This is a genomic window from Chromohalobacter sp. 296-RDG (genome assembly GCF_029889885.1).
Classification (GTDB): Bacteria; Pseudomonadota; Gammaproteobacteria; order Pseudomonadales; family Halomonadaceae; genus Chromohalobacter.
Map to the genome: position 1 here is coordinate 68,119 of NZ_JARANY010000005.1, position 18,832 is coordinate 86,950.

General features: G+C 61.8%; 14 protein-coding genes. 12 read left to right on the forward strand and 2 right to left on the reverse strand.

The features are described 5' to 3' along the window. Positions 1–118 precede the first annotated feature (118 nt). Both lon and ilvD read left to right on the forward strand, forming a co-directional pair. Positions 119–2,575 (forward strand): endopeptidase La, encoded by a 2,457-nt coding sequence (gene lon / locus OP495_RS03785; RefSeq protein WP_280563228.1) that lies wholly within the window; start codon positions 119–121, stop codon positions 2,573–2,575. 297 nt (positions 2,576–2,872) lie between these two features. Next, on the forward strand, positions 2,873–4,585 hold the full coding sequence (gene ilvD, locus OP495_RS03790; protein WP_280567343.1) for a dihydroxy-acid dehydratase: 1,713 nt from the start codon (positions 2,873–2,875) through the stop codon (positions 4,583–4,585). A 63-nt stretch (positions 4,586–4,648) separates the two neighbouring features. Here ilvD and OP495_RS03795 read toward each other — a convergent pair whose 3' ends face one another. Next, entirely contained in the window at positions 4,649–6,592 is a 1,944-nt protein-coding gene (locus OP495_RS03795) for an aconitate hydratase (RefSeq protein WP_280567346.1), read from the reverse strand. Between the two features lie 446 nt (positions 6,593–7,038). Here OP495_RS03795 and OP495_RS03800 point away from each other — a divergent pair, with 446 nt between their 5' ends. Then, complete coding sequence (locus OP495_RS03800) at positions 7,039–8,097, forward strand: oxidoreductase (RefSeq protein WP_280567348.1); 1,059 nt, start codon at positions 7,039–7,041, stop codon at positions 8,095–8,097. Between the two features lie 152 nt (positions 8,098–8,249). Beyond that, the gene (locus tag OP495_RS03805; RefSeq protein WP_280563221.1) at positions 8,250–8,636 is read left to right on the forward strand and encodes a hypothetical protein; all 387 of its coding nucleotides are present in this window, start codon (positions 8,250–8,252) and stop codon (positions 8,634–8,636) included. A 96-nt stretch (positions 8,637–8,732) separates the two neighbouring features. On the opposite strand, the gene nudE is transcribed toward OP495_RS03805, so the two are convergent. Further along, positions 8,733–9,335, reverse strand: a complete 603-nt coding sequence (nudE, locus tag OP495_RS03810) for an ADP compounds hydrolase NudE (protein ID WP_280567409.1) — start codon at positions 9,333–9,335, stop codon at positions 8,733–8,735. Positions 9,336–9,446: 111 nt separating this feature from the next. Here nudE and yrfG point away from each other — a divergent pair, with 111 nt between their 5' ends. The 8 genes from yrfG to OP495_RS03850 all read left to right on the forward strand — a co-directional run bounded on the left by yrfG (position 9,447) and on the right by OP495_RS03850 (position 18,776). Further along, positions 9,447–10,121: a GMP/IMP nucleotidase gene (gene yrfG / locus OP495_RS03815; protein ID WP_280567351.1), complete on the forward strand. Its 675-nt coding sequence runs from the start codon at positions 9,447–9,449 to the stop codon at positions 10,119–10,121. A 102-nt stretch (positions 10,122–10,223) separates the two neighbouring features. Further along, complete coding sequence (locus OP495_RS03820) at positions 10,224–10,616, forward strand: S4 domain-containing protein (RefSeq protein WP_280563219.1); 393 nt, start codon at positions 10,224–10,226, stop codon at positions 10,614–10,616. A gap of 50 nt (positions 10,617–10,666) precedes the next feature. Continuing rightward, on the forward strand, positions 10,667–11,542 hold the full coding sequence (gene hslO / locus OP495_RS03825) for an Hsp33 family molecular chaperone HslO (protein WP_280567354.1): 876 nt from the start codon (positions 10,667–10,669) through the stop codon (positions 11,540–11,542). 198 nt (positions 11,543–11,740) lie between these two features. Continuing rightward, entirely contained in the window at positions 11,741–13,324 is a 1,584-nt protein-coding gene (locus OP495_RS03830; protein ID WP_280563217.1) for a phosphoenolpyruvate carboxykinase, read from the forward strand. A gap of 87 nt (positions 13,325–13,411) precedes the next feature. Next, positions 13,412–13,918: a peptide-methionine (R)-S-oxide reductase MsrB gene (msrB, locus tag OP495_RS03835; protein ID WP_280567357.1), complete on the forward strand. Its 507-nt coding sequence runs from the start codon at positions 13,412–13,414 to the stop codon at positions 13,916–13,918. A 92-nt stretch (positions 13,919–14,010) separates the two neighbouring features. After that, entirely contained in the window at positions 14,011–16,338 is a 2,328-nt protein-coding gene (locus OP495_RS03840) for a Tex family protein (protein WP_280567410.1), read from the forward strand. Between the two features lie 251 nt (positions 16,339–16,589). Next, on the forward strand, positions 16,590–18,152 hold the full coding sequence (gene gshA / locus OP495_RS03845; protein WP_280567412.1) for a glutamate--cysteine ligase: 1,563 nt from the start codon (positions 16,590–16,592) through the stop codon (positions 18,150–18,152). 105 nt (positions 18,153–18,257) lie between these two features. After that, positions 18,258–18,776: a disulfide bond formation protein B gene (locus OP495_RS03850; RefSeq protein ID WP_280567360.1), complete on the forward strand. Its 519-nt coding sequence runs from the start codon at positions 18,258–18,260 to the stop codon at positions 18,774–18,776. Positions 18,777–18,832: the final 56 nt, after the last annotated feature.

Sequence of the window (18,832 nt, forward strand, 5' to 3'; positions counted from 1 at the left end):
GTCAATGAACGTGCACTACGTTGGTAAGCATCATCCTGCGTAGGCTTGAAGTTCGTCGGTGACGCCCGCATTCCTCTTGGCAAACGGGCAATTTGCCCGACGACTTTCAAGGTGAATGATGAGCGAACGCGATCAGGATCAATCCCGGGATTTTTACGCCGAACTCGAAGAGGCACGGCAAGACGCCGAAGAGGAAAATTCCCCGACGCAGGACGACCAGGAATCGAACTCCCAAGGGCGCGCGGTAGTGCCGACCCAGGAATACCTGCCCGAGCGTCTCTACCTGCTGCCGATTCACAACCGGCCGTTCTTCCCTGCGCAGGTGCAACCGCTGGTCATCCACCGGGAACGCTGGGAAGACACCATGGAACGGGTCGGCAATACGCCGCACCAAAGCGTTGGGGTAGCGTTTGTCGGCGATTCCGGCGTCGATGAGCTAGGACCCGGTGACTTTCCGGAGATCGGCACGGCGGTAAAAGTCCATCGCTCGCAGACCGAAGAGCAGCAGATCCAGTTCATCGCCCAGGGGGTGCGGCGTTTTCGCATCGTTCGCTGGTTGTCGAAGACCCCGCCGTACCTGGTCGAGGTCACCTATCCCCAGGAACCCATCGAGGCCAGCGACGAAGAAGCGCGCGCCTATGCCATGGCACTGATCAATGGCATCAAGGAACTGCTGCCGATCAACCCACTTTACGGTGAAGAGCTCAAGCATTACCTCAATCGCTTCAGCCCTCATGAGCCTGGCCCACTGACCGATTTCGCCGCGGCCATTACCTCGGCGAAGGGGCCAGAGTTGCAGGAAGTGCTCGAGACGCTGCCGGTGATGGCGCGCATGCAGAAGGTACTACCGCTGCTGCGCAAGGAAATCGAGGTGGCGCAGCTGCAAAGCGAGATCAGCGAGCAGGTCAACGCGCAGATGCAGGACCGCCAGCGCGAGTTTTTCCTGCGAGAACAGCTCAAGGTCATCCAGCGTGAATTGGGTATCTCCAAGGACGACCGCGAAAGCGATGTCGATACGTTCCGTGAACGCCTCGAGAACATGAAAGTGCCCGAGCGTGTCATGGAGCGTATCGAGGACGAGCTGGGCAAGCTCTCGGTGCTCGAGACCGGTTCGCCTGAATACGGCACCACGCGCAACTACCTGGATTGGTTGACGTCGCTGCCTTGGGGGATTACCTCCGAGGACCAGCTCGACCTGCCGCGCGCCCGCAAGATCCTCGATCGCGACCATGATGGCCTGACGGACGTCAAGGAGCGCATCGTCGAGTTCCTCGCCGAAGGTACCTTCAAGGGCGATGTCGGTGGCTCTATCCTGTTGTTGGTTGGACCGCCAGGCGTGGGCAAGACCTCGGTGGGGCGCTCCATCGCCGAAGCCCTGGGCCGTGAGTTCTATCGCTTTTCGGTAGGTGGCATGCGCGATGAGGCCGAGATCAAGGGTCACCGGCGCACCTATATCGGGGCGATGCCCGGCAAACTGGTGCAGGCGCTCAAGGAAGTCGAGGTCGAAAACCCAGTGATCATGCTCGACGAGGTCGACAAGATGGGTCAGTCGTTCCAGGGCGATCCGGCCTCGGCGCTGCTCGAAGTGCTCGACCCCGAGCAGAACGTCGACTTCCTCGATCATTATCTCGACGTGCGCATGGATCTTTCCAAGGTACTGTTCGTATGCACCGCCAACACGCTGGATTCGTTGCCGCCGGCGCTACTTGACCGCATGGAGCAGATTCGCCTGTCGGGTTATATCGCCGAGGAAAAGATGGCCATCGCCAAGCACCATCTTTGGCCCAAGCTGCTTGAGCGCGACCGCATTCCCAAGAAGCGCATCAATCTCACCGATGCCGCACTTCGGAAGGTCATCGAGGGCTATGCACGCGAAGCCGGGGTGCGGCAGTTGGAAAAGCAACTGCACCGCATCGTGCGCAAGGCGGCGGTAACGATGCTCGAAAACGAGCAAGACACGGTCAAGATCTCGGTCAATAACCTCGAGGACTTCTTGGGAGCGCCGACCTTCCGCAAGGAAAAAGTGCTCAAGGGCGTCGGCGTGGTCACCGGGCTGGCATGGACCTCGATGGGCGGGGCGACGCTGCCGGTCGAAGCGGCGCGCGTGCACGCGAAATCGCGTGACCTCAAGCTCACCGGCCAGTTGGGCGACGTGATGCAGGAGTCGGCGAATATCGCCTACAGCTACACGGTGGCGCATCTCAAGGAATTCGGCGCCGACTCGACCTTCTTCGACGAGACGCATGTGCACATGCACGTGCCCGAGGGCGCCACGCCCAAGGATGGCCCATCGGCCGGCGTGACAATGACGACGGCACTGCTGTCGCTGGCCAAGCAGCAACCCCTCGACCGTCCCCTGGCGATGACCGGTGAGCTGACACTGAGCGGCCAGGTGCTGCCGGTGGGCGGTATTCGCGAGAAGGTGATTGCTGCGCGGCGCAGTGATATCTTCGAGCTGATTCTGCCCGAACCCAACCGTCGCGATTACGAGGAGCTGCCCGATTACCTCAAGAAGGGGGTGACCGTGCACTTCGCCAATCGCTACCGTGACGTGGCCAAGGTGGTCTTCGGCTAGCCGTGTAGTATTGGCCCTAAGGGCCACGTTCATGTGCTCACTATTGGGCGCGATCGGATGTCCGATCGCGCCCAACGTCGTTACAATGGGTTTACCCCTTTACTGCGCGAGGCGTGGCGAGTCGCTTACCAGAGCCGCTTCACAAGAGCCGCCTTATCAAAAAACACGAGGCCCGCGCATTGTCATCTGACCGTGACACCGACGTTTATGTCGTTCGTTTTATCGCTGCATCTCTTCAGCCGGCATGCGTCGCTCATAATTCGCCCTCGGGCCTACCAGACGAAACAGGAGCACTTGATGAGCCAGCAGGACTTTCCGGAGAATGCCGATCCGCGTCGTCGCCATTCCGCCAAAGTGGTCGATGGCCCAGGCAAGGCCGCCAGCCGCGCGATGCTGCGTGCGGTGGGCTTTACCGACGAGGATTTCAAGAAGCCGCAGGTGGGCATCGCGTCGACCTGGAGTCGCGTCACCCCGTGCAACAGCCATATCAACGTACTCGCGGATGCAGCCAGTGACGGCGCCGACGCCGCCGGGGGCAAGGGCGTGGTGTTCAACACCATCACCATCTCCGATGGCATCGCCAACGGCACCGAGGGCATGAAGTATTCGATGGCTTCGCGGGAGATCATCGCCGACTCCATCGAGGCCGTCTCCGGCTGCGAGGGCTTCGATGGTGTCGTCGCCATCGGTGGCTGCGACAAGAACATGCCGGGCTGCATGATCGGCCTGGCGCGCCTCGATCGCCCCGGCATCTTCGTCTATGGCGGCACCATCCAGCCCGGCAAGGGGCATACCGATATCGTCTCGGTGTTCGAGGCGATGGGCGCCTATTCTCAGGGCAACATGTCGCTTATCGACGTCAAACAGATCGAGGAAACCGCGATCCCGGGGCCGGGTTCCTGCGGTGGCATGTATACCGCCAACACCATGGCCTCGGCGATCGAGGCGATGGGTATGAGCTTGCCCAACTCCTCGGCACAGGAAGCGGTCTCGCAGACCAAGAACGACGACTGCCGTGCCGCCGGCGAAGCCGTGCTCAAGTTGCTCGAGCTGGACCTCAAACCGTCCGATATCATGACCCGCAAGGCGTTCGAGAATGCTATCACCGTGGTCATCGCTCTCGGTGGCTCTACCAACGCCGTGCTGCACTTGCTGGCGATCGCCAACACCGTCGGTGTGGAATTGACACTCGATGATTTCACCGAGATCGGCAAGCGCGTGCCGGTGCTGGCGGACGTCCGTCCCAGCGGCCATTACATGATGAGCGAGCTGGTGGCGATCGGCGGTATCCAGCCGATGATGAAGATCCTGCTCGATGCAGGCCTGCTCCACGATGATTGCATTACCGTCACCGGCAATACGCTGGCCGAGAACCTGGCCGACGTGACGCCTTATCCGATCGATCAGGAGATCATCAAGCCGCTCGACAAACCGGTCAAAACCTCCAGTCACCTGCGCGTTCTCTACGGCAACCTGGCACCGGAAGGGGCGGTCGCCAAGATTACCGGCAAGGAAGGCACGCGCTTCACCGGTCGTGCGCGGGTCTTCAACTCCGAAGAGGAAGCGCAGGCACGCATCAACGATCTCACCGTGGTCGCCGGCGACGTCGTCGTGATCCGCTATGAAGGCCCCAAGGGCGGCCCCGGCATGCGCGAGATGCTGACGCCCACCTCGGCGATCATGGGTCGCGGCCTGGGCGACAAGGTGGCACTGATCACCGACGGGCGTTTCTCCGGTGGCAGCCACGGCTTCGTGGTTGGCCATGTGACGCCGGAGGCTTTCGTCGGCGGTCCCATCGGGCTGATCGAAGATCACGACGAGATTACCATCGATGCCGAAAATGATGTGATGACACTGCATATCAGTGACGACGAGATGAATCGGCGTCGCGCCGCCTGGCAGCGTCCGGCACCGCGCTATACGCGCGGTACGCTGGCCAAGTACGCCAAGACGGTCAGTTCCGCCTCCAAGGGCGCGGTCACCGACCTGCCTGAGGCGCTGGACGACTGAGATGACGCGTGCCTGGCGTCAGCGAAGCGGCCCCCGTGGGGCCGCTTTTCGTTGGTGATCTCGTCAGGCTGCTTGCTGGTCGCGCATCCAGGCGATCAGGCCGCCGCTGAACAAGATCTCCACCTGGCGCGGGGTCAAGGCATGTTCGAGCGTCAGCGTTCGACCATTGGCCTGCGCCGTTACGGGGCCGCCTGCCTCGAGTGTTTTCTTCAGCTTGTCGAAGCCGATACGGATATCGACGTCGAGCGCGTCGTAATCGTCGCCGTCGGCGAAGGTCAGCGGCAGTACGCCGAAGTTGACCAGGTTCTGGTGGTGGATACGGGCAAAGCTCTTGGCGATGACGACACGCAGCCCCAGGTAGCGCGGGGCGATGGCGGCATGCTCCCGGCTCGAGCCCTGGCCGTAATTTTCGCCACCGATGACGATATGATCGCCTGTCTCGCGGGCACGGTCGGCATAGCCGTCGACGACGCCGCGAAAGGAAAACTCGGCGATCTGGGGAATGTTGGAACGGTAAGGCAGTACTTCGCCGCCGGCCGGCATGATCTCGTCAGTGGAGACATCGTCGCCGGCCTTGACCAGAACCGGCAGGTCCAGTTGTGTCCCGAGCGGCTCGAAATCCGGCAACGACTCGATGTTCGGTCCCTTGATCAGGTGCACCTTGCGTGCCTTGGACGCTTCCATGGGGGCGGTCAGAGTGCGGGTATTGATGATCGGGTCGTCGGGCTCTCGCACCTGAGGATAGGCCATGTCCAGCGTCCGGGGGTCGGTGATCACGCCCTTGAGTGCCGAGGCTGCGGCGGTTTCCGGGCTGCACAGGAAGACGCGGTCTTCGCGCGTGCCTGAGCGGCCGGGGAAGTTGCGCGGTACCGTGCGCAGGCTGTTGGTGTCGTTTGCCGGTGCCTGACCCATGCCGATACAGCCGTTGCAGCCGGCCTGATGCAGGCGCGCGCCAGCACCGATCAGGCTCAGCAGATGGCCGTCGCGGGTCAGTGTTTCGAGAATCGAGCGCGAGGTGGGGTTGATCTCCAACGAGACGTTGTCGTCGATGGTCCGTTCCTCGAGCATGGCGGCTACGATAGCGAAATCGCGATAGCCGGGATTGGCCGAGGAGCCGACGTATGCTTGCGTTAATGGTTGGCCGGCTACCTCTTGGACAGGTACCACATTCCCGGGGCTCGACGGGGTGGCAATCAAGGGCTCGAGTTGTGAAAGGTCGATCGTCTCGTGGCGGTCGTAGCCACAGTCGTCGTCGGCCAGTAGTGCGTGCCAGTCTTCGCCGCGCCCCTCAGCGATGAGGAACGCCTTCACCGCCGTATCGGAGGGGAACACACTGGTAGTGGCGCCGAGTTCCGCGCCCATGTTGGCGATAACATGTCGGTCCATCGCGGAAAGATGTTCGAGACCGGGGCCATAATATTCGATGATGCGTCCCACGCCGCCGCTGACGCCATGGCGGCGCAGCATCTCGAGGATCACGTCCTTGGCGCTGACCCAGTCGGGCAGGCGGCCCTCGAGACGCACGCCCCAGACCTCCGGCATACGCGTATGAAAGGGTTCGCCGGCCATCGCCATGGCGACGTCGATGCCGCCAGCGCCAATCGCCAGCATGCCCAGCGAACCGGCGGCCGGCGTGTGGCTGTCGGAGCCCAGCAGCGTCTTGCCGGGCTTGCCGAAGCGTTGCTGGTGCGTGGGGTGGCTGACGCCGTTGCCCGGACGTGAAAACCACACGCCCAGGCGTTCCGCCGAGGTCTGTAGAAAGCGGTGGTCGTCGGGGTTCTTGTTGTCTTCCTGGATAAGGTTGTGATCGACGTACTGGGCGGAGACCTCCGTCTTGACGCGGTCGAGCGCCATGGCTTCCAGCTCCAGCATGACCATGGTGCCGGTGGCATCCTGGGTGAGAGTCTGGTCGATCTTCAGACCGATGGCCGCGCCCGGTGTCATGTCGCCGCTGACGAGGTGCGAGGCGATCAGTTTCTGGGTGACGTTGCGGGGTGTCTGATTCATGCTTGGCTTCCGTGTTGGCGAAGATTGCTTCCCCCAGTGTAGGACAGACATCGTCGGCTTCACGGACTGAATATGTAGCCGCTATCAGTGACGGGAAAATTATCGCCAGACAGGGCTTGCCCCGAAAGGTCGGGATAAGCCTCGAAGTAGGGGGGCGCAGCTTCAGGCGGCAAGTTGCCAAGCCTGAGCGGCGTCGTCCATCATTAGCCATTTCTCGGTGTCGTACCATAATGTGTCCAGCAGTAGCTTGAGACTCTCTTCCGAGCAACACATAACGTCTCTCCCGGTAACCTGGCAGGGCGAGTGAAGGCCAACTGTCAGTATGGCGCTCGTAGGCCAAGTCGCCGAGATTTTTGGTGACGCTTTGTTACTGCGCGTACTGGTGAGCACCATCGCGTCGTCCTGGGGTTGACGCCCGGGGTGACAGGAGCAGAAGGGATTCACGCATGACCGACAAGATCAACGTGGGATTGGTAGGTTACGGTTTCGCCAGCAAGACGTTTCATGCACCGCTGTTGATGGCGGATGACGGCATGACCTTGCAGGCGATTTCAAGCAGCGATGCCGCCAAGGTGATGGCCGATTGGCCGCTGGCCGAGGTCGAAGCCAGTGCGGCCGCGCTCTTCGCGCGCGCCGATATCGACTTGGTGGTGATCCCCACCCCCAACGATACGCACTACGATCTGGCGAGTGCCGCCCTGGCCGCCGGCAAGCATGTGGTGATCGACAAGCCTTTCACGGTCACTCTCGACGAGGCCGCGTCACTGATTGAACAAGCCTCGCGGGCGGGCAAGCTGCTTTCTGTCTTCCACAATCGGCGCTGGGATGCAGATTTCCTGACCGTGCGCGACTTGCTCGATAGTGGCGATCTGGGGCGTATCGCGCATTTCGAATCGCACTTCGACCGTTACCGGCCCGAGGTCAAGTCGCGCTGGCGCGAATCAGACGCTCCGGGCGGCGGTATCTGGTACGACCTGGGGCCGCATCTCATCGACCAGGCGCTAGTGTTGTTCGGCATGCCCGATGAGATATCCCTCGATCAGGCCGCTCAGCGCGATGGCGCTCAGGTCGACGATTACTTCCATGCCGTGCTCCGCTACGATCAGCAGCGGGTCATCCTGCATGCCGGTAGCCTGATGGCGGCGCCCGCGCCACGCTTCTCCGTGCACGGCACGCATGGCAGCTACGTCAAGCATGGGCTCGACCCGCAAGAGGACATGCTCAAGCTTGGCGAGCGCCTGCCCACGCCGCAATGGGGCGAGGATCATCAACATGGGCTGCATACCGTGGCCAATGTGCACGACGCCGGTGCGCGCCCTGAATGGCGGGAAGTGCCCACACGGGCTGGCAATTATCCGGCTTATTACGCGGGCGTTCGCGAGGCGATACGAGGGCAGGGGAAAAATCCCGTACCAGCGGAGGAAGCTCTGGCGGTCATGCAGGTGCTCGAAGCGGGTCGACGCAGTGCGCAACACGGGCGCTTCGAGCAACTCGAGGCGCATTGAGGCTGTCGAGAAAGCGCTCGGTAGCTGGTTTTACCTTGCATCATGCCAATACCTTGTCTAGGGTCTGTATAGGGTTAAGCGATGGCTTTTTGTCCACGCAATCCAGGCACTTCACCTGAATGTGAAGGCACAGAGGATTAAGGAGGATTCGCATGAAACAGCAACTTACCGCACTGACCTTCGCCGCGCTCCTGGCATTGCCCACGGCAGGTGCCTTCGCGCAGGACGATTCGGCGCCGGATGTCAGCAGTGAGGAAGGGTCCGCCAACACCGAGCAAGGTTCGACCAAGGCTGAAGGTGGCACCGCCAGTGGTGAAACCGCAGGAAATGTCGACGGAGAAGACAGCATTCCCGGTGGTGATCAGGAAAGTCTGAGTACCGAAACCGGATCGGCCAATACCCAGCAGGGTGATACCGCTGCTCAAGGTGGCTCTGCCGCAGCTCCCGATGCGGATGATGGTTCGGTTCCGGAAAGTATGGATGATCCGGAAGACAATCACGGCGTCGATTCCGCGCAGGATGTCGATCCCGAAGACTGATTATTTGAAAGGCTCATGGAGCGAGCCGTTGTCACGCTAAAATGAGATATGACCAAGCCCCGCCATGGCGGGGCTTAGTTGTGTCTGGACGGTGACTTACCACCACTGTTCGTGGGTGCGCTCGTTACGCAAGCGGTCGCGCGCGATGAACAGGGCGGCGATGGCGCGGCCTTCGTGAAAATCCTCCCGCGCCAACAGGGAGGCGATATCCTCAAGAGGATGACGCTCGACGATCAGGGGCTCCGGTTCATCGCCGGGCAAGCGTTTCTCGTACAGGTTGGCGGCGAGCATGACATGGATGCGGTGGCTCATGTAGTTGGGCGCCAATGAGAGTTCCACCAGTGGCTCGATGCGTTGCGCACCCATACCGCATTCTTCCATTAACTCGCGATTGGCTGCACTGACGATGTCCTCGCCGGGGTCGACTAGCCCTTTGGGCAAGGTCAGGGCGTAGTCGTCGAAACCTGCGGCATATTCATGAATCAGCAACACATGCTCCGGGTCCGGTATGGCGACGATCATCACGGCGCCACCGCCATGGCCATTGCCGCTACCTGTGAGGCGTTCGAAGGTGCGTTCGGCGCCGTTGGCGAAGCGCAGCTCGAGTTCCTCGACGGCGAACAGGCGGCTGCGGGCGACTTCACGGCGGCTCAAGAGGCGTGGCTTGTAATGGCCCACGCCGGTGTCGTCTGACGGCATCCCGCCATCGTGATGGGAAGAAAAGGCCATGATGTCTCCGTGCGGGTAGCTATCATGCAGCGTACAATAAGGAAGCTTTAGATTCGATATCCACCCTGGCGGGAGCCCATCATGGTTGACTGGAACGCCATCGACACTGTGCTGCTCGACATGGATGGCACACTGCTGGATCTGCATTTCGACAGCCATTTCTGGCTGGAACACTTGCCGCAGCGCTATGTGGAAATGCACAAGCTGGATGCGCATCACGCCGATACGCTACGTTCGCGTATCATCGGCGAGCAGGGCACGCTCAACTGGTATAGCCTGGCCTATTGGAGCCGCGAGCTGGGTGTCGATGTGGTCGCGCTCAAGCGTGAGGTGCAGCACTTGATCGGCTTGCGTAGCGATGCGCTGGATTTCCTCAAATGGCTCAAGAAGGCGCATCCGCGTGTCGTGCTGGCCACCAACGCCGATCGTGAAAGCCTGGCGCTCAAGCTGCCATTGACCGGGCTTGAGGAGTATCTCGATGTCATCATCTCGTCGGCGGATGTGGGCGTCGCCAAGGAAGCGCCGGAGTTCTGGTTCGCATTGCAGGACATCGAGCCCTTCGAGCCCGGGCGTACCTTGTTCATCGATGACAATCCCGCAGTGCTGGAAAGCGCGCGTGAATACGGCATTCGCCATCTGCTGGGCATCAAGAAGCCCGACAGCCAACGACCCGAGCGCGAGCTGGAAAATTTCATCGCCCTCGAGCGTTTCGCCACGCTCTTGCCGCAGGATATGCCGAGTGCATCGCGCCGTTGATCACACCCCATCTCGCCTTGAAAAGTCGCCCTCCGGCGCCCACGTTACAGGTCTCTTTCGTGGGGCATTCTCGCGTATTGGGGCGGCAATGCAGGGAGACATATGAGCGACACGATCCGTATCGACAAGTGGCTATGGGCGGCACGCTTCTTCAAGACGCGTGGCTTGGCCAAGAAAGCCATTGAAGGCGGCAAGGTCCATTACAATGGTGGGCGTGTGAAGACCAGCAAGGCGGTCGAACTCGGTGCTTTGCTCAAGGTGCCACAAGGCTGGGACACCCTCGAAGTCGAAGTGACGGGGCTCTCCGGTCAGCGCCGCGGCGCCGCCGAGGCCCGCGAGCTCTACCGCGAAACGTCGGCTAGCCAAGTGCGGCGTGAGCGCGAAGCCCACAATCGACGTCTGGCCAATCAAAGCATGCAAGGGCCACATGGCCGCCCCGACAAGAAGCAACGCCGCGCGATTCAGGACTTCCAGCGCCATGGCTTCGATGATTGAATGCCGGTATGGCACCCCTTTCGGTTTTTCCAACCTGACGACGAATCATCATGACCGACCAGATCCAACGTTTTCTTTTCGACGCTACCAACGTGCGCGGCGAAGTCGTCAACCTGCAGCAGGCCTACGCCGAGGTGCTCGACAAGCATATCTATCCCGAGGCCGTGAGTCGTCAGCTTGGCGAGCTGCTCAGCGCCGTGGCCCTGCTCACCGAGACGGTCAAGCTCGATGGCACCGTAAGCCTAGAAGTACGTGGCTCGGGCGCCGTGCGTTTGCTGATGGCGGAGTCCAACCCCGGGGGCGACTTGCGCGCCATCGCGCGTCTCGATGATGAAGCGGCGCTTCCCGAGGAAAACGCCTCGCTCACGTCGCTGGTCGGCGAGGGGCAGATCGTGATCACGATCGATCCCCGTGAGGGGCAGCGCTATCAGGGCATCGTCGCCGTCGAGGCCGACAGCCTGGCCGCTTGCCTGGAAGACTACTTCGCACGTTCCGAACAGCTGGCCACTCGCCTGTGGTTGGCGGCCGACGGTCGCCGTGCGTCGGGAATGCTGCTGCAGCAACTGCCCGACGACGAGGCCAATAGCGATCCCGATGCCTGGGAGCGCACCGTGCACCTGGCCACCACGCTCAGCGATGCGGAATTGCTCGATCTCGAGCAGCGCGAGCTGCTCCATCGCCTCTTTCATGAGGAGCAGACCCGCGTCTTCGAGCCCAAGACGCTACGCTTCGGCTGTACCTGTACGCGTGAGCGTATCGCCAATGCTCTGCATGGCTTGGGTGCCGAGGAATTGCGTAGCATCGCGCGCGAACAGGGCGAAGTGGAAACGCAATGCCATTTCTGTCATAGCCATTATCGCTTCAGTGCCGCCGATATCGAGGCCCTGATCGAGTCGCCGGGCGCAGGTGCCTCGACCCTGCATTGATCTGACGCGCGTCATGCCTAAGTGCGCGCGGTGTTATTACCGTGCTGGTGACGTTTTCCGCGCAGAGCCTTTTTGCCATAATGACCGCCCCCTCAGTCTCGCCTTGTCCTCACAAGAGGCAATCCATTGTCCGGGTGGCCTTGGCGAGTAAGCATCGGTTAACGAGAGAGAAACGCCCTTCGGGCTCAGGACACGATAATGACCACGACCCCAGCCGCCTCCCCGGCAACCCACGAGGCACGTCCCGTGCAGACCCATACCAATCTGAGCAGCGCTGCGTTGATCGAGCATGCCATCGCGCGCGGCGAAGGCCATCTCGCCGACAACGGTGCCTTCGTGGCGAACACCGGACGGCGGACCGGCCGCTCCCCGAAAGATCGATTCATCGTCAAGGAACCCTCCACGGCGGACTTGATCGACTGGGACAGCGTCAATCAGCCGTTCGACGCCGAGCGTTTCGACGCCTTGTGGGAGCGCGTCGAGGACTATCTGGCCGAGGGTGACAACTTCGTCTCTGAATTGCATGTCGGCGCCGATCCCGAGTATTACCTGCCGATTCGTGTCACTACCGAAACCGCCTGGCACAATCTTTTCGGGCGAACCCTGTTCGTGCGTCCCGAGGGCTATAATCCCAAGAGCAAGAGCGAGTGGACCATCCTCAATGCGCCGCATTTCGAATGCGTGCCCGAGCGTGACGGCACGAATTCCGACGGTACGGTGATTCTCAACTTCGCCCGGCGCCGCGTGCTGATCGCCGGCATGCGTTACGCCGGCGAGATGAAGAAGGCCATGTTCTCGGTGCAGAACTTCCTGTTGCCCGAGAAAGACGTGCTGCCCATGCACTGCAGCGCCAATGTGGGTGAGGATGGTGAGACCACGCTGTTCTTCGGTCTCTCGGGCACCGGCAAGACCACGCTCTCCGCCGATCCCGAACGTTATCTGATCGGCGACGACGAACATGGTTGGGGCGAGGGCACCGTGTTCAATCTCGAAGGCGGCTGCTACGCCAAGTGCATCGATCTCTCCGAGCACAATGAGCCGCTCATCTGGAAGGCCATTCGCTTTGGCACGGTGCTCGAGAACGTGGTTCTCGACGAGTACCGCCATCCGGATTATAGCGATGATAGCCTGACTCAGAATTCCCGCGCTGCCTATCCGCTCGAGCACATCGACAAGCGCGTGCCCGAGAATCGGGCCGGCGAACCCAATGCGATCATCTTCCTGACCTGCGACATGAGCGGGGTGCTGCCGCCGGTCTCGCTGTTGTCCAAGGAAGCCGCTGCCTATCACTTCCTATCCGGCTACACCGCCAAGGTCGGTTCCACCGAAATGGGAGCTTCCGAAGGGCTGGAAGCGACGTTCTCGACCTGCTTCGGCGCACCGTTCTTCCCGCGTCCGGCGCGCGAGTACGCCGATCTGCTGGTCAAGCGTGTCGAGGCTTTCGAGTCGCGCGTGTATCTGGTCAACACCGGTTGGACCGGTGGCGCCTACGGCGAGGGCGGCTCGCGTTTCAGCATTCCCACCACGCGTGCCATCATCGCAGCGATCCAGAACGGTGATCTCAAGGACGTCGAGACGCGTCACATCGAGGGATTGAACCTGGACGTCCCGGTGGCGGTGCCGAGTGTCGACGCGACGCTGCTCGATCCGCGTCAGGCGTGGGCTGATGGCGCCGAATATGAGCGTCATATGAAGGCGTTGGCGGACAAATTCATCGCCAATTTTGCCAAGTTCGACGGCGTCGATGAGGATATCGTCGCCGCCGGTCCTTCGCTGCCCTGACGGAGCGAACCATTCCGCGGAATTCGCCTCTAACGGGGAGAGTCGGCCATCGGCTCTCCCCGTTGTGTATTGCAAGGAGGGTACGTCATGCATCGCCGTCGTTTTCTGGGTTGGTTGGGCGTCGCAGGCCTGCTGGGTGCGGTGCCGAGCGTCGTGTTGGCGCGTCCCAAGCTGTCGCTGGAACGTAGTGCGGACATCCAGCCGCTTGAATTGAGCGAGGCGCAGTGGCGCGAGCGGCTCAGCAAGGAGCGCTATCGTATCTTGCGCGAGGCCGATACCGAGCCGGCCGGCAGCAGCCCGATCAATCACGAGACGCGGCCAGGGGAATACCGCTGCGCCGGTTGCGACTTGCCGCTGTTCTCGTCGCGTACCAAGTTTGATTCCGGCACCGGCTGGCCGAGTTTCTTCGATCACATCGAAGGCCACCTGCTGACCGAGATGGACCTGGTGCTGTTGATTCCGCGCACCGAGTATCACTGCGCGCGTTGCGGCGGCCACCAGGGTCACGTTTTCGAGGACGGGCCTGAGCCGACCGGCCTGCGCTGGTGTAACAATGGCCTGGCGCTGCGTTTCGTGCCCAATGAGGCGGGATAAGCAAGCGCCGTCTGCGTCGTGTCGGCTGTTGTGGTACCTTGTCGCGAACTTTTTGTCGCTGGATCGCCAGCCGCTGCAACGTCAAGGACATCATGGACGTCAATCTCAAGATCGTTTCTCGGCTCGCCGACGAACTCGCCGTTCATTCCCGGCAGATCAGTGCTGCTGTGGCTCTGCTCGACGATGGCGCCACCGTACCCTTCATCTCTCGTTACCGTAAGGAAGCCACCGGTGGGCTGGATGACACCCAACTACGCAAGCTGGAAGAGCGTCTGCGCTATTTGCGTGAGCTGGAGGAACGCCGTGTCGCGGTGCTTGCCAGCATCGACGAACAAGGCAAATTGACCGATTCTCTAGCGGCGTTGATCCAGGCCGCCGATACCAAGCAGCGCCTCGAGGATCTGTATCTGCCCTATAAGAAGAAGCGCCGCACTAAAGCTCAGATCGCCCGGGAGGCAGGGCTCGAACCGCTGGCCGAGGCGCTGTTGGCCGATCCCGATCTCGACCCCGAGACCGAAGCGGCAAGATATGTTCGCGCCGCTGAAGGCGATACACCTGCCATCGAGGACGCCAAGGCCGCATTGGATGGCGCCAAGCAGATCCTCATGGAACAGTTCAGCGAAGATCCCGAGCTGGTTGGGCAACTGCGTGAGCGTCTGTGGAGCGAAGGGCTGCTGGTCTCGCGCGTGATGAGTGGCAAGGAGCAAGAAGGCGCGAAGTTCTCGGATTACTTCGAGCATGATGAGCTGTTTGCCAAGGCACCTTCGCATCGTGCGTTGGCCATGTTTCGGGGTCGCAACGAGAGCGTGCTGTCGTTGGCGATTCGCCTGCCGGACGAAGAAGACGCCGAGATCCACCCTGCCGAGGTTGCCATCGCCAAGCACATTGGCGTGGCACTCACTGCCACGCAGCCGGCCTCGCGCTGGCTCAAGGAAGTGGTGCGCTGGACCTGGCGCGTCAAGCTCTACACGCACCTCGAGACCGAGTTGATGAGCCGCTTGCGCGAACGCGCCGAGCGCGAGGCCATCGAGGTATTCGCCGCCAATCTCAAGGATCTATTGCTGGCGGCGCCCGCCGGGGCGAAGGCGACGCTGGCCATCGACCCGGGGCTGCGTACCGGCTGTAAGGTCGTGGTCGTCGATGCTACCGGCAAGTATCTGGAAGATACCGTTATTTATCCGCATGCGCCGCAGAAGCGCTGGGATCAGTCTCTGGCCACGCTGGCGGGGCTGGTCGACAAGCATGACGTGGCCTTGATCGCGGTAGGCAACGGTACTGCCAGCCGCGAGACCGATAAACTCGCCGGCGAGGTGGTCAAGCGAGCATCGCGGCCGCTTGCCAAGGTCATGGTCAGCGAGGCGGGGGCCTCGGTGTATTCGGCTTCAGAGCTCGCCTCGCGCGAATTCCCGCAGCTCGATGTCACCGTGCGCGGCGCGATCTCCATCGCCCGGCGCTTGCAGGACCCGCTCGCCGAGCTGGTCAAGATCGAGCCCAAGTCCATCGGCGTCGGCCAGTATCAGCACGATGTCTCTCAGGTGCAGCTCTCGCGCAGCCTGGAGGCGGTCATCGAGGACTGCGTCAACGCCGTGGGCGTCGAGCTCAACACCGCTTCCGGTGCCTTGCTGTCACGTGTTTCCGGCCTCAACCCGACGCTGGCCGAAAACATCGTCGCGCAACGCGACGCCAAGGGACAGTTCACCTCGCGTCGCGAGTTGTTGGATGTCAGTCGGCTGGGACCCAAGACTTTTGAGCAGTGCGCGGGGTTCTTGCGTATCGCGGACGGCGACAATCCTCTCGATGCCAGCGCCGTGCACCCCGAGGCCTATACGGTGGTCAACCGCATCGCCCAACATCATGAGCGTGACCTGGCCGGCGTGGTCGGGGATAGTGGTTTCCTCAAGTCGCTCAATCCGGCCGATTACGTCGATGATATCTTCGGCGTGCCCACCATCAGCGATATTCTCAAGGAACTCGACAAGCCCGGTCGCGATCCACGCCCCGAGTTCAAGGCCGCCGAGTTCCGCGAAGGCGTGGAAACCCTCCAGGATCTCGAGCCCGGGATGATCCTCGAGGGCAGCGTGACCAACGTCACGCACTTTGGGGCGTTTGTGGATATTGGCGTTCATCAGGACGGCCTGGTGCATATCTCGGCACTCTCCGAGACGTTCATCGAGGATCCGCGTCAGGTGGTCAAGGCCGGCGATATCGTCAAGGTGAAGGTCATGCAGGTGGATCTCGAGCGCGCTCGAATCGGGTTGTCCATGCGCATGGGAGATGCGCCGAGTGATGCCTCGCGCGTCGATGAGCCGCGTCGCTCGCGCGGGCAGCGTGGCGGGGGCGGCAAGCGTGAGTCGCAACCGGCAAGCGAAGGGCTCGGTGCACTCGGCGAAGCGTTGGCGGAGGCGCGTCGCCAATCGTGAAACGCCGCTTGAGCGCGATTTGCCTTGAAAGGTGGCCGGCCGCCTCCATAATGGTTTTTTCATGCGGCGCGCTCAGGGGGCCGACGGTTCGCCGGAGTGTTCCCGGCGATGTTTCCGTTAGCCGCACACATGTGATCGTTCGGCGATGCCGGCAAGCCACGATCCACCGGTGACACCAAGGGAAAGCCGTGCTTTTCCCAGACGTGAGGGAATTTATCTTGTCCGAAACACTCACCACCGCCATTGCGCGCATGCACGATCTGGCTCGCCAAGGGCGATTCGGTCGCTTGCGCCGCGGCATCGAGAAAGAAGGCTTGCGCGTCGATGGCGTCGGGCGCATCGCCCAAACGCCCCATCCCCATGCCCTGGGCTCCAAGCTCGCGCATCCCTATATCACCACCGATTATTCGGAAGCATTGCTCGAGTACATTACGCCGGTCTACTGTCGTCCCGACGACGCCCTGGCGTTTCTCGGTGATCTGCTGCGCTACAGCTACCGGCAGCTCGGCGACGAGTTGATTTGGCCGGCAAGCATGCCGAGCCGCCTGAATGGCAACGACAGCGTGACCATAGCCGATTATGGTACCTCCAATGTCGGCACCATGAAGCACGTCTACCGCAAGGGGCTCGACGTGCGTTATGGGCGTATCATGCAGTCCATTGCCGGTGTTCACTACAACGTCTCGTTGCCCGAGAACCTGTGGCCAATGCTGCGTGAGCTCGAAGGCCGCGACGGCGAGACCCTCGAGGGCTACCGCTCAAGTCGCTATTTCGACCTGATCCGCAATTTCCGGCGCCACAGCTGGTTGCTCTTGTACCTGTTCGGCGCATCGCCAGCGGTGGATCGCAGTTTTTTGACGGGCGCGGCGCCCGATCATCTCGAGGCACTGGGTGAGCATACGCTGGCGGGACGTTACGCCACTAGCCTGCGCATGTCCGATCTGGGCTACCAGAACAAGGTGCAGGAGCAGCTCAAGATCTGCTTCAACTCGTTGTCCAACTACGTGGGCACGCTACGCCATGCGATCAGCACGCCGTGGCCGGATTACCGACGTTTCGGCGTCAATGTCGATGGCGACTGGCGCCAGCTCAACGCCAATATCCTGCAGATCGAGAACGAGTATTACAGCGATATTCGTCCCAAGCGGGTGGCGCGTCACGATGAGACACCTTCTCAGGCCCTCGAGGCGCGCGGTGTCGAATACATCGAGGTGCGCTGCCTGGATCTCGATCCTTTCACGCCCCTGGGTATCGACGAAACGCAGATGCGCTTCCTGGATACCTTCCTGATGTGGTGTCTGCTCTCCGAGAGCCCATGGATTCCCGACGAGGAGTGCGATCGTCTCGACGATAACCGCCGCCTGGTAGTGGAGCGTGGCCGTGATCCCGAGCTCAAGCTCAGTGTCGGTGATCGCCAGCGCTATTTGCGCGACTGGGGGCACGATATCTTCGCCGAACTCGAGAGTGTTGCCGACTTGCTCGACACCAACGAGGAGGGCGCGCCGCATCGCGACGCCCTCGCAGTTCTGGCACCGCGCCTCGACGACCCCGAATTGACGCCCTCCGGCCAGCTTTATGCTCAATTGGTCAACGAAGGCGTCGAATACCTCGACCAGGCGCGTGCCTTGGCCGAGCAGCAGGCCGCCGAGCTGCGCGAGGCGCCCATGGATCGCGCGCGCGAGGCGCTGTTCGAGCAGCTCGTCGAGACCTCGCACCAGCAGCAAGACGATATCGAGCGCGCCGACCACGAGGACTTCGCGACCTTCCTGGCGCGTTATTTCGAGCGCGCGGGTAAACCTCTCAGCGTGGCGTGAGTCGAAGCGTTGTCCAAGGCCTGTGCGCACTGCGGCACAGGCCTTTTCATGAGCGAACCAAAGACCCCACACGAAACGAGTCGGATTGCCTGAGGAGACGTGACGATGATTACCCGATTGGCCGCGATGAACGTGCGTCGAGGCTGCTTGCTGGGCCTGGCGATGTGCGTGCTGATGATGGGCGTGGCCTTGGTATTGCAATATGTCTATGGGTTGACACCTTGTCCGCTGTGTATCGGGCAGCGTATTGCGATCTTGCTTGCCGTGCTCGTCTTCGCCGTGGGCGCGGTGCACAATCCGGGGGGACGCGTCGGGCGCGGCATCTATGCCGGCTTGGGCGCCCTGGCAGCGGCGCTGGGTGTGGCGATTGCCGCGCGTCATGTGTGGCTGCAGTCGCTGCCATCGGAAAGCGTGCCTAGTTGCGGTCCAGGGCTGGACTACATGATGGAAGTGCTGCCATTGTGGAACGTAATCTCGCGAGTACTTTCCGGCTCGGGAGAATGTGCCGAGATACACGGCCTGCTGTTGGGCATGTCGATCCCGCAATGGACGCTGGTGGGGTTCGCCGTGCTGCTGCTGATTCCGTTGGGCATGCTGGCCGGTATCGTGCTTCGCCGTCGTTGAGCGGCGGGAAGGCGGCAGGAGAGCCGCTTTCCTCAATGTCAGGGAGTGGCCCGCGC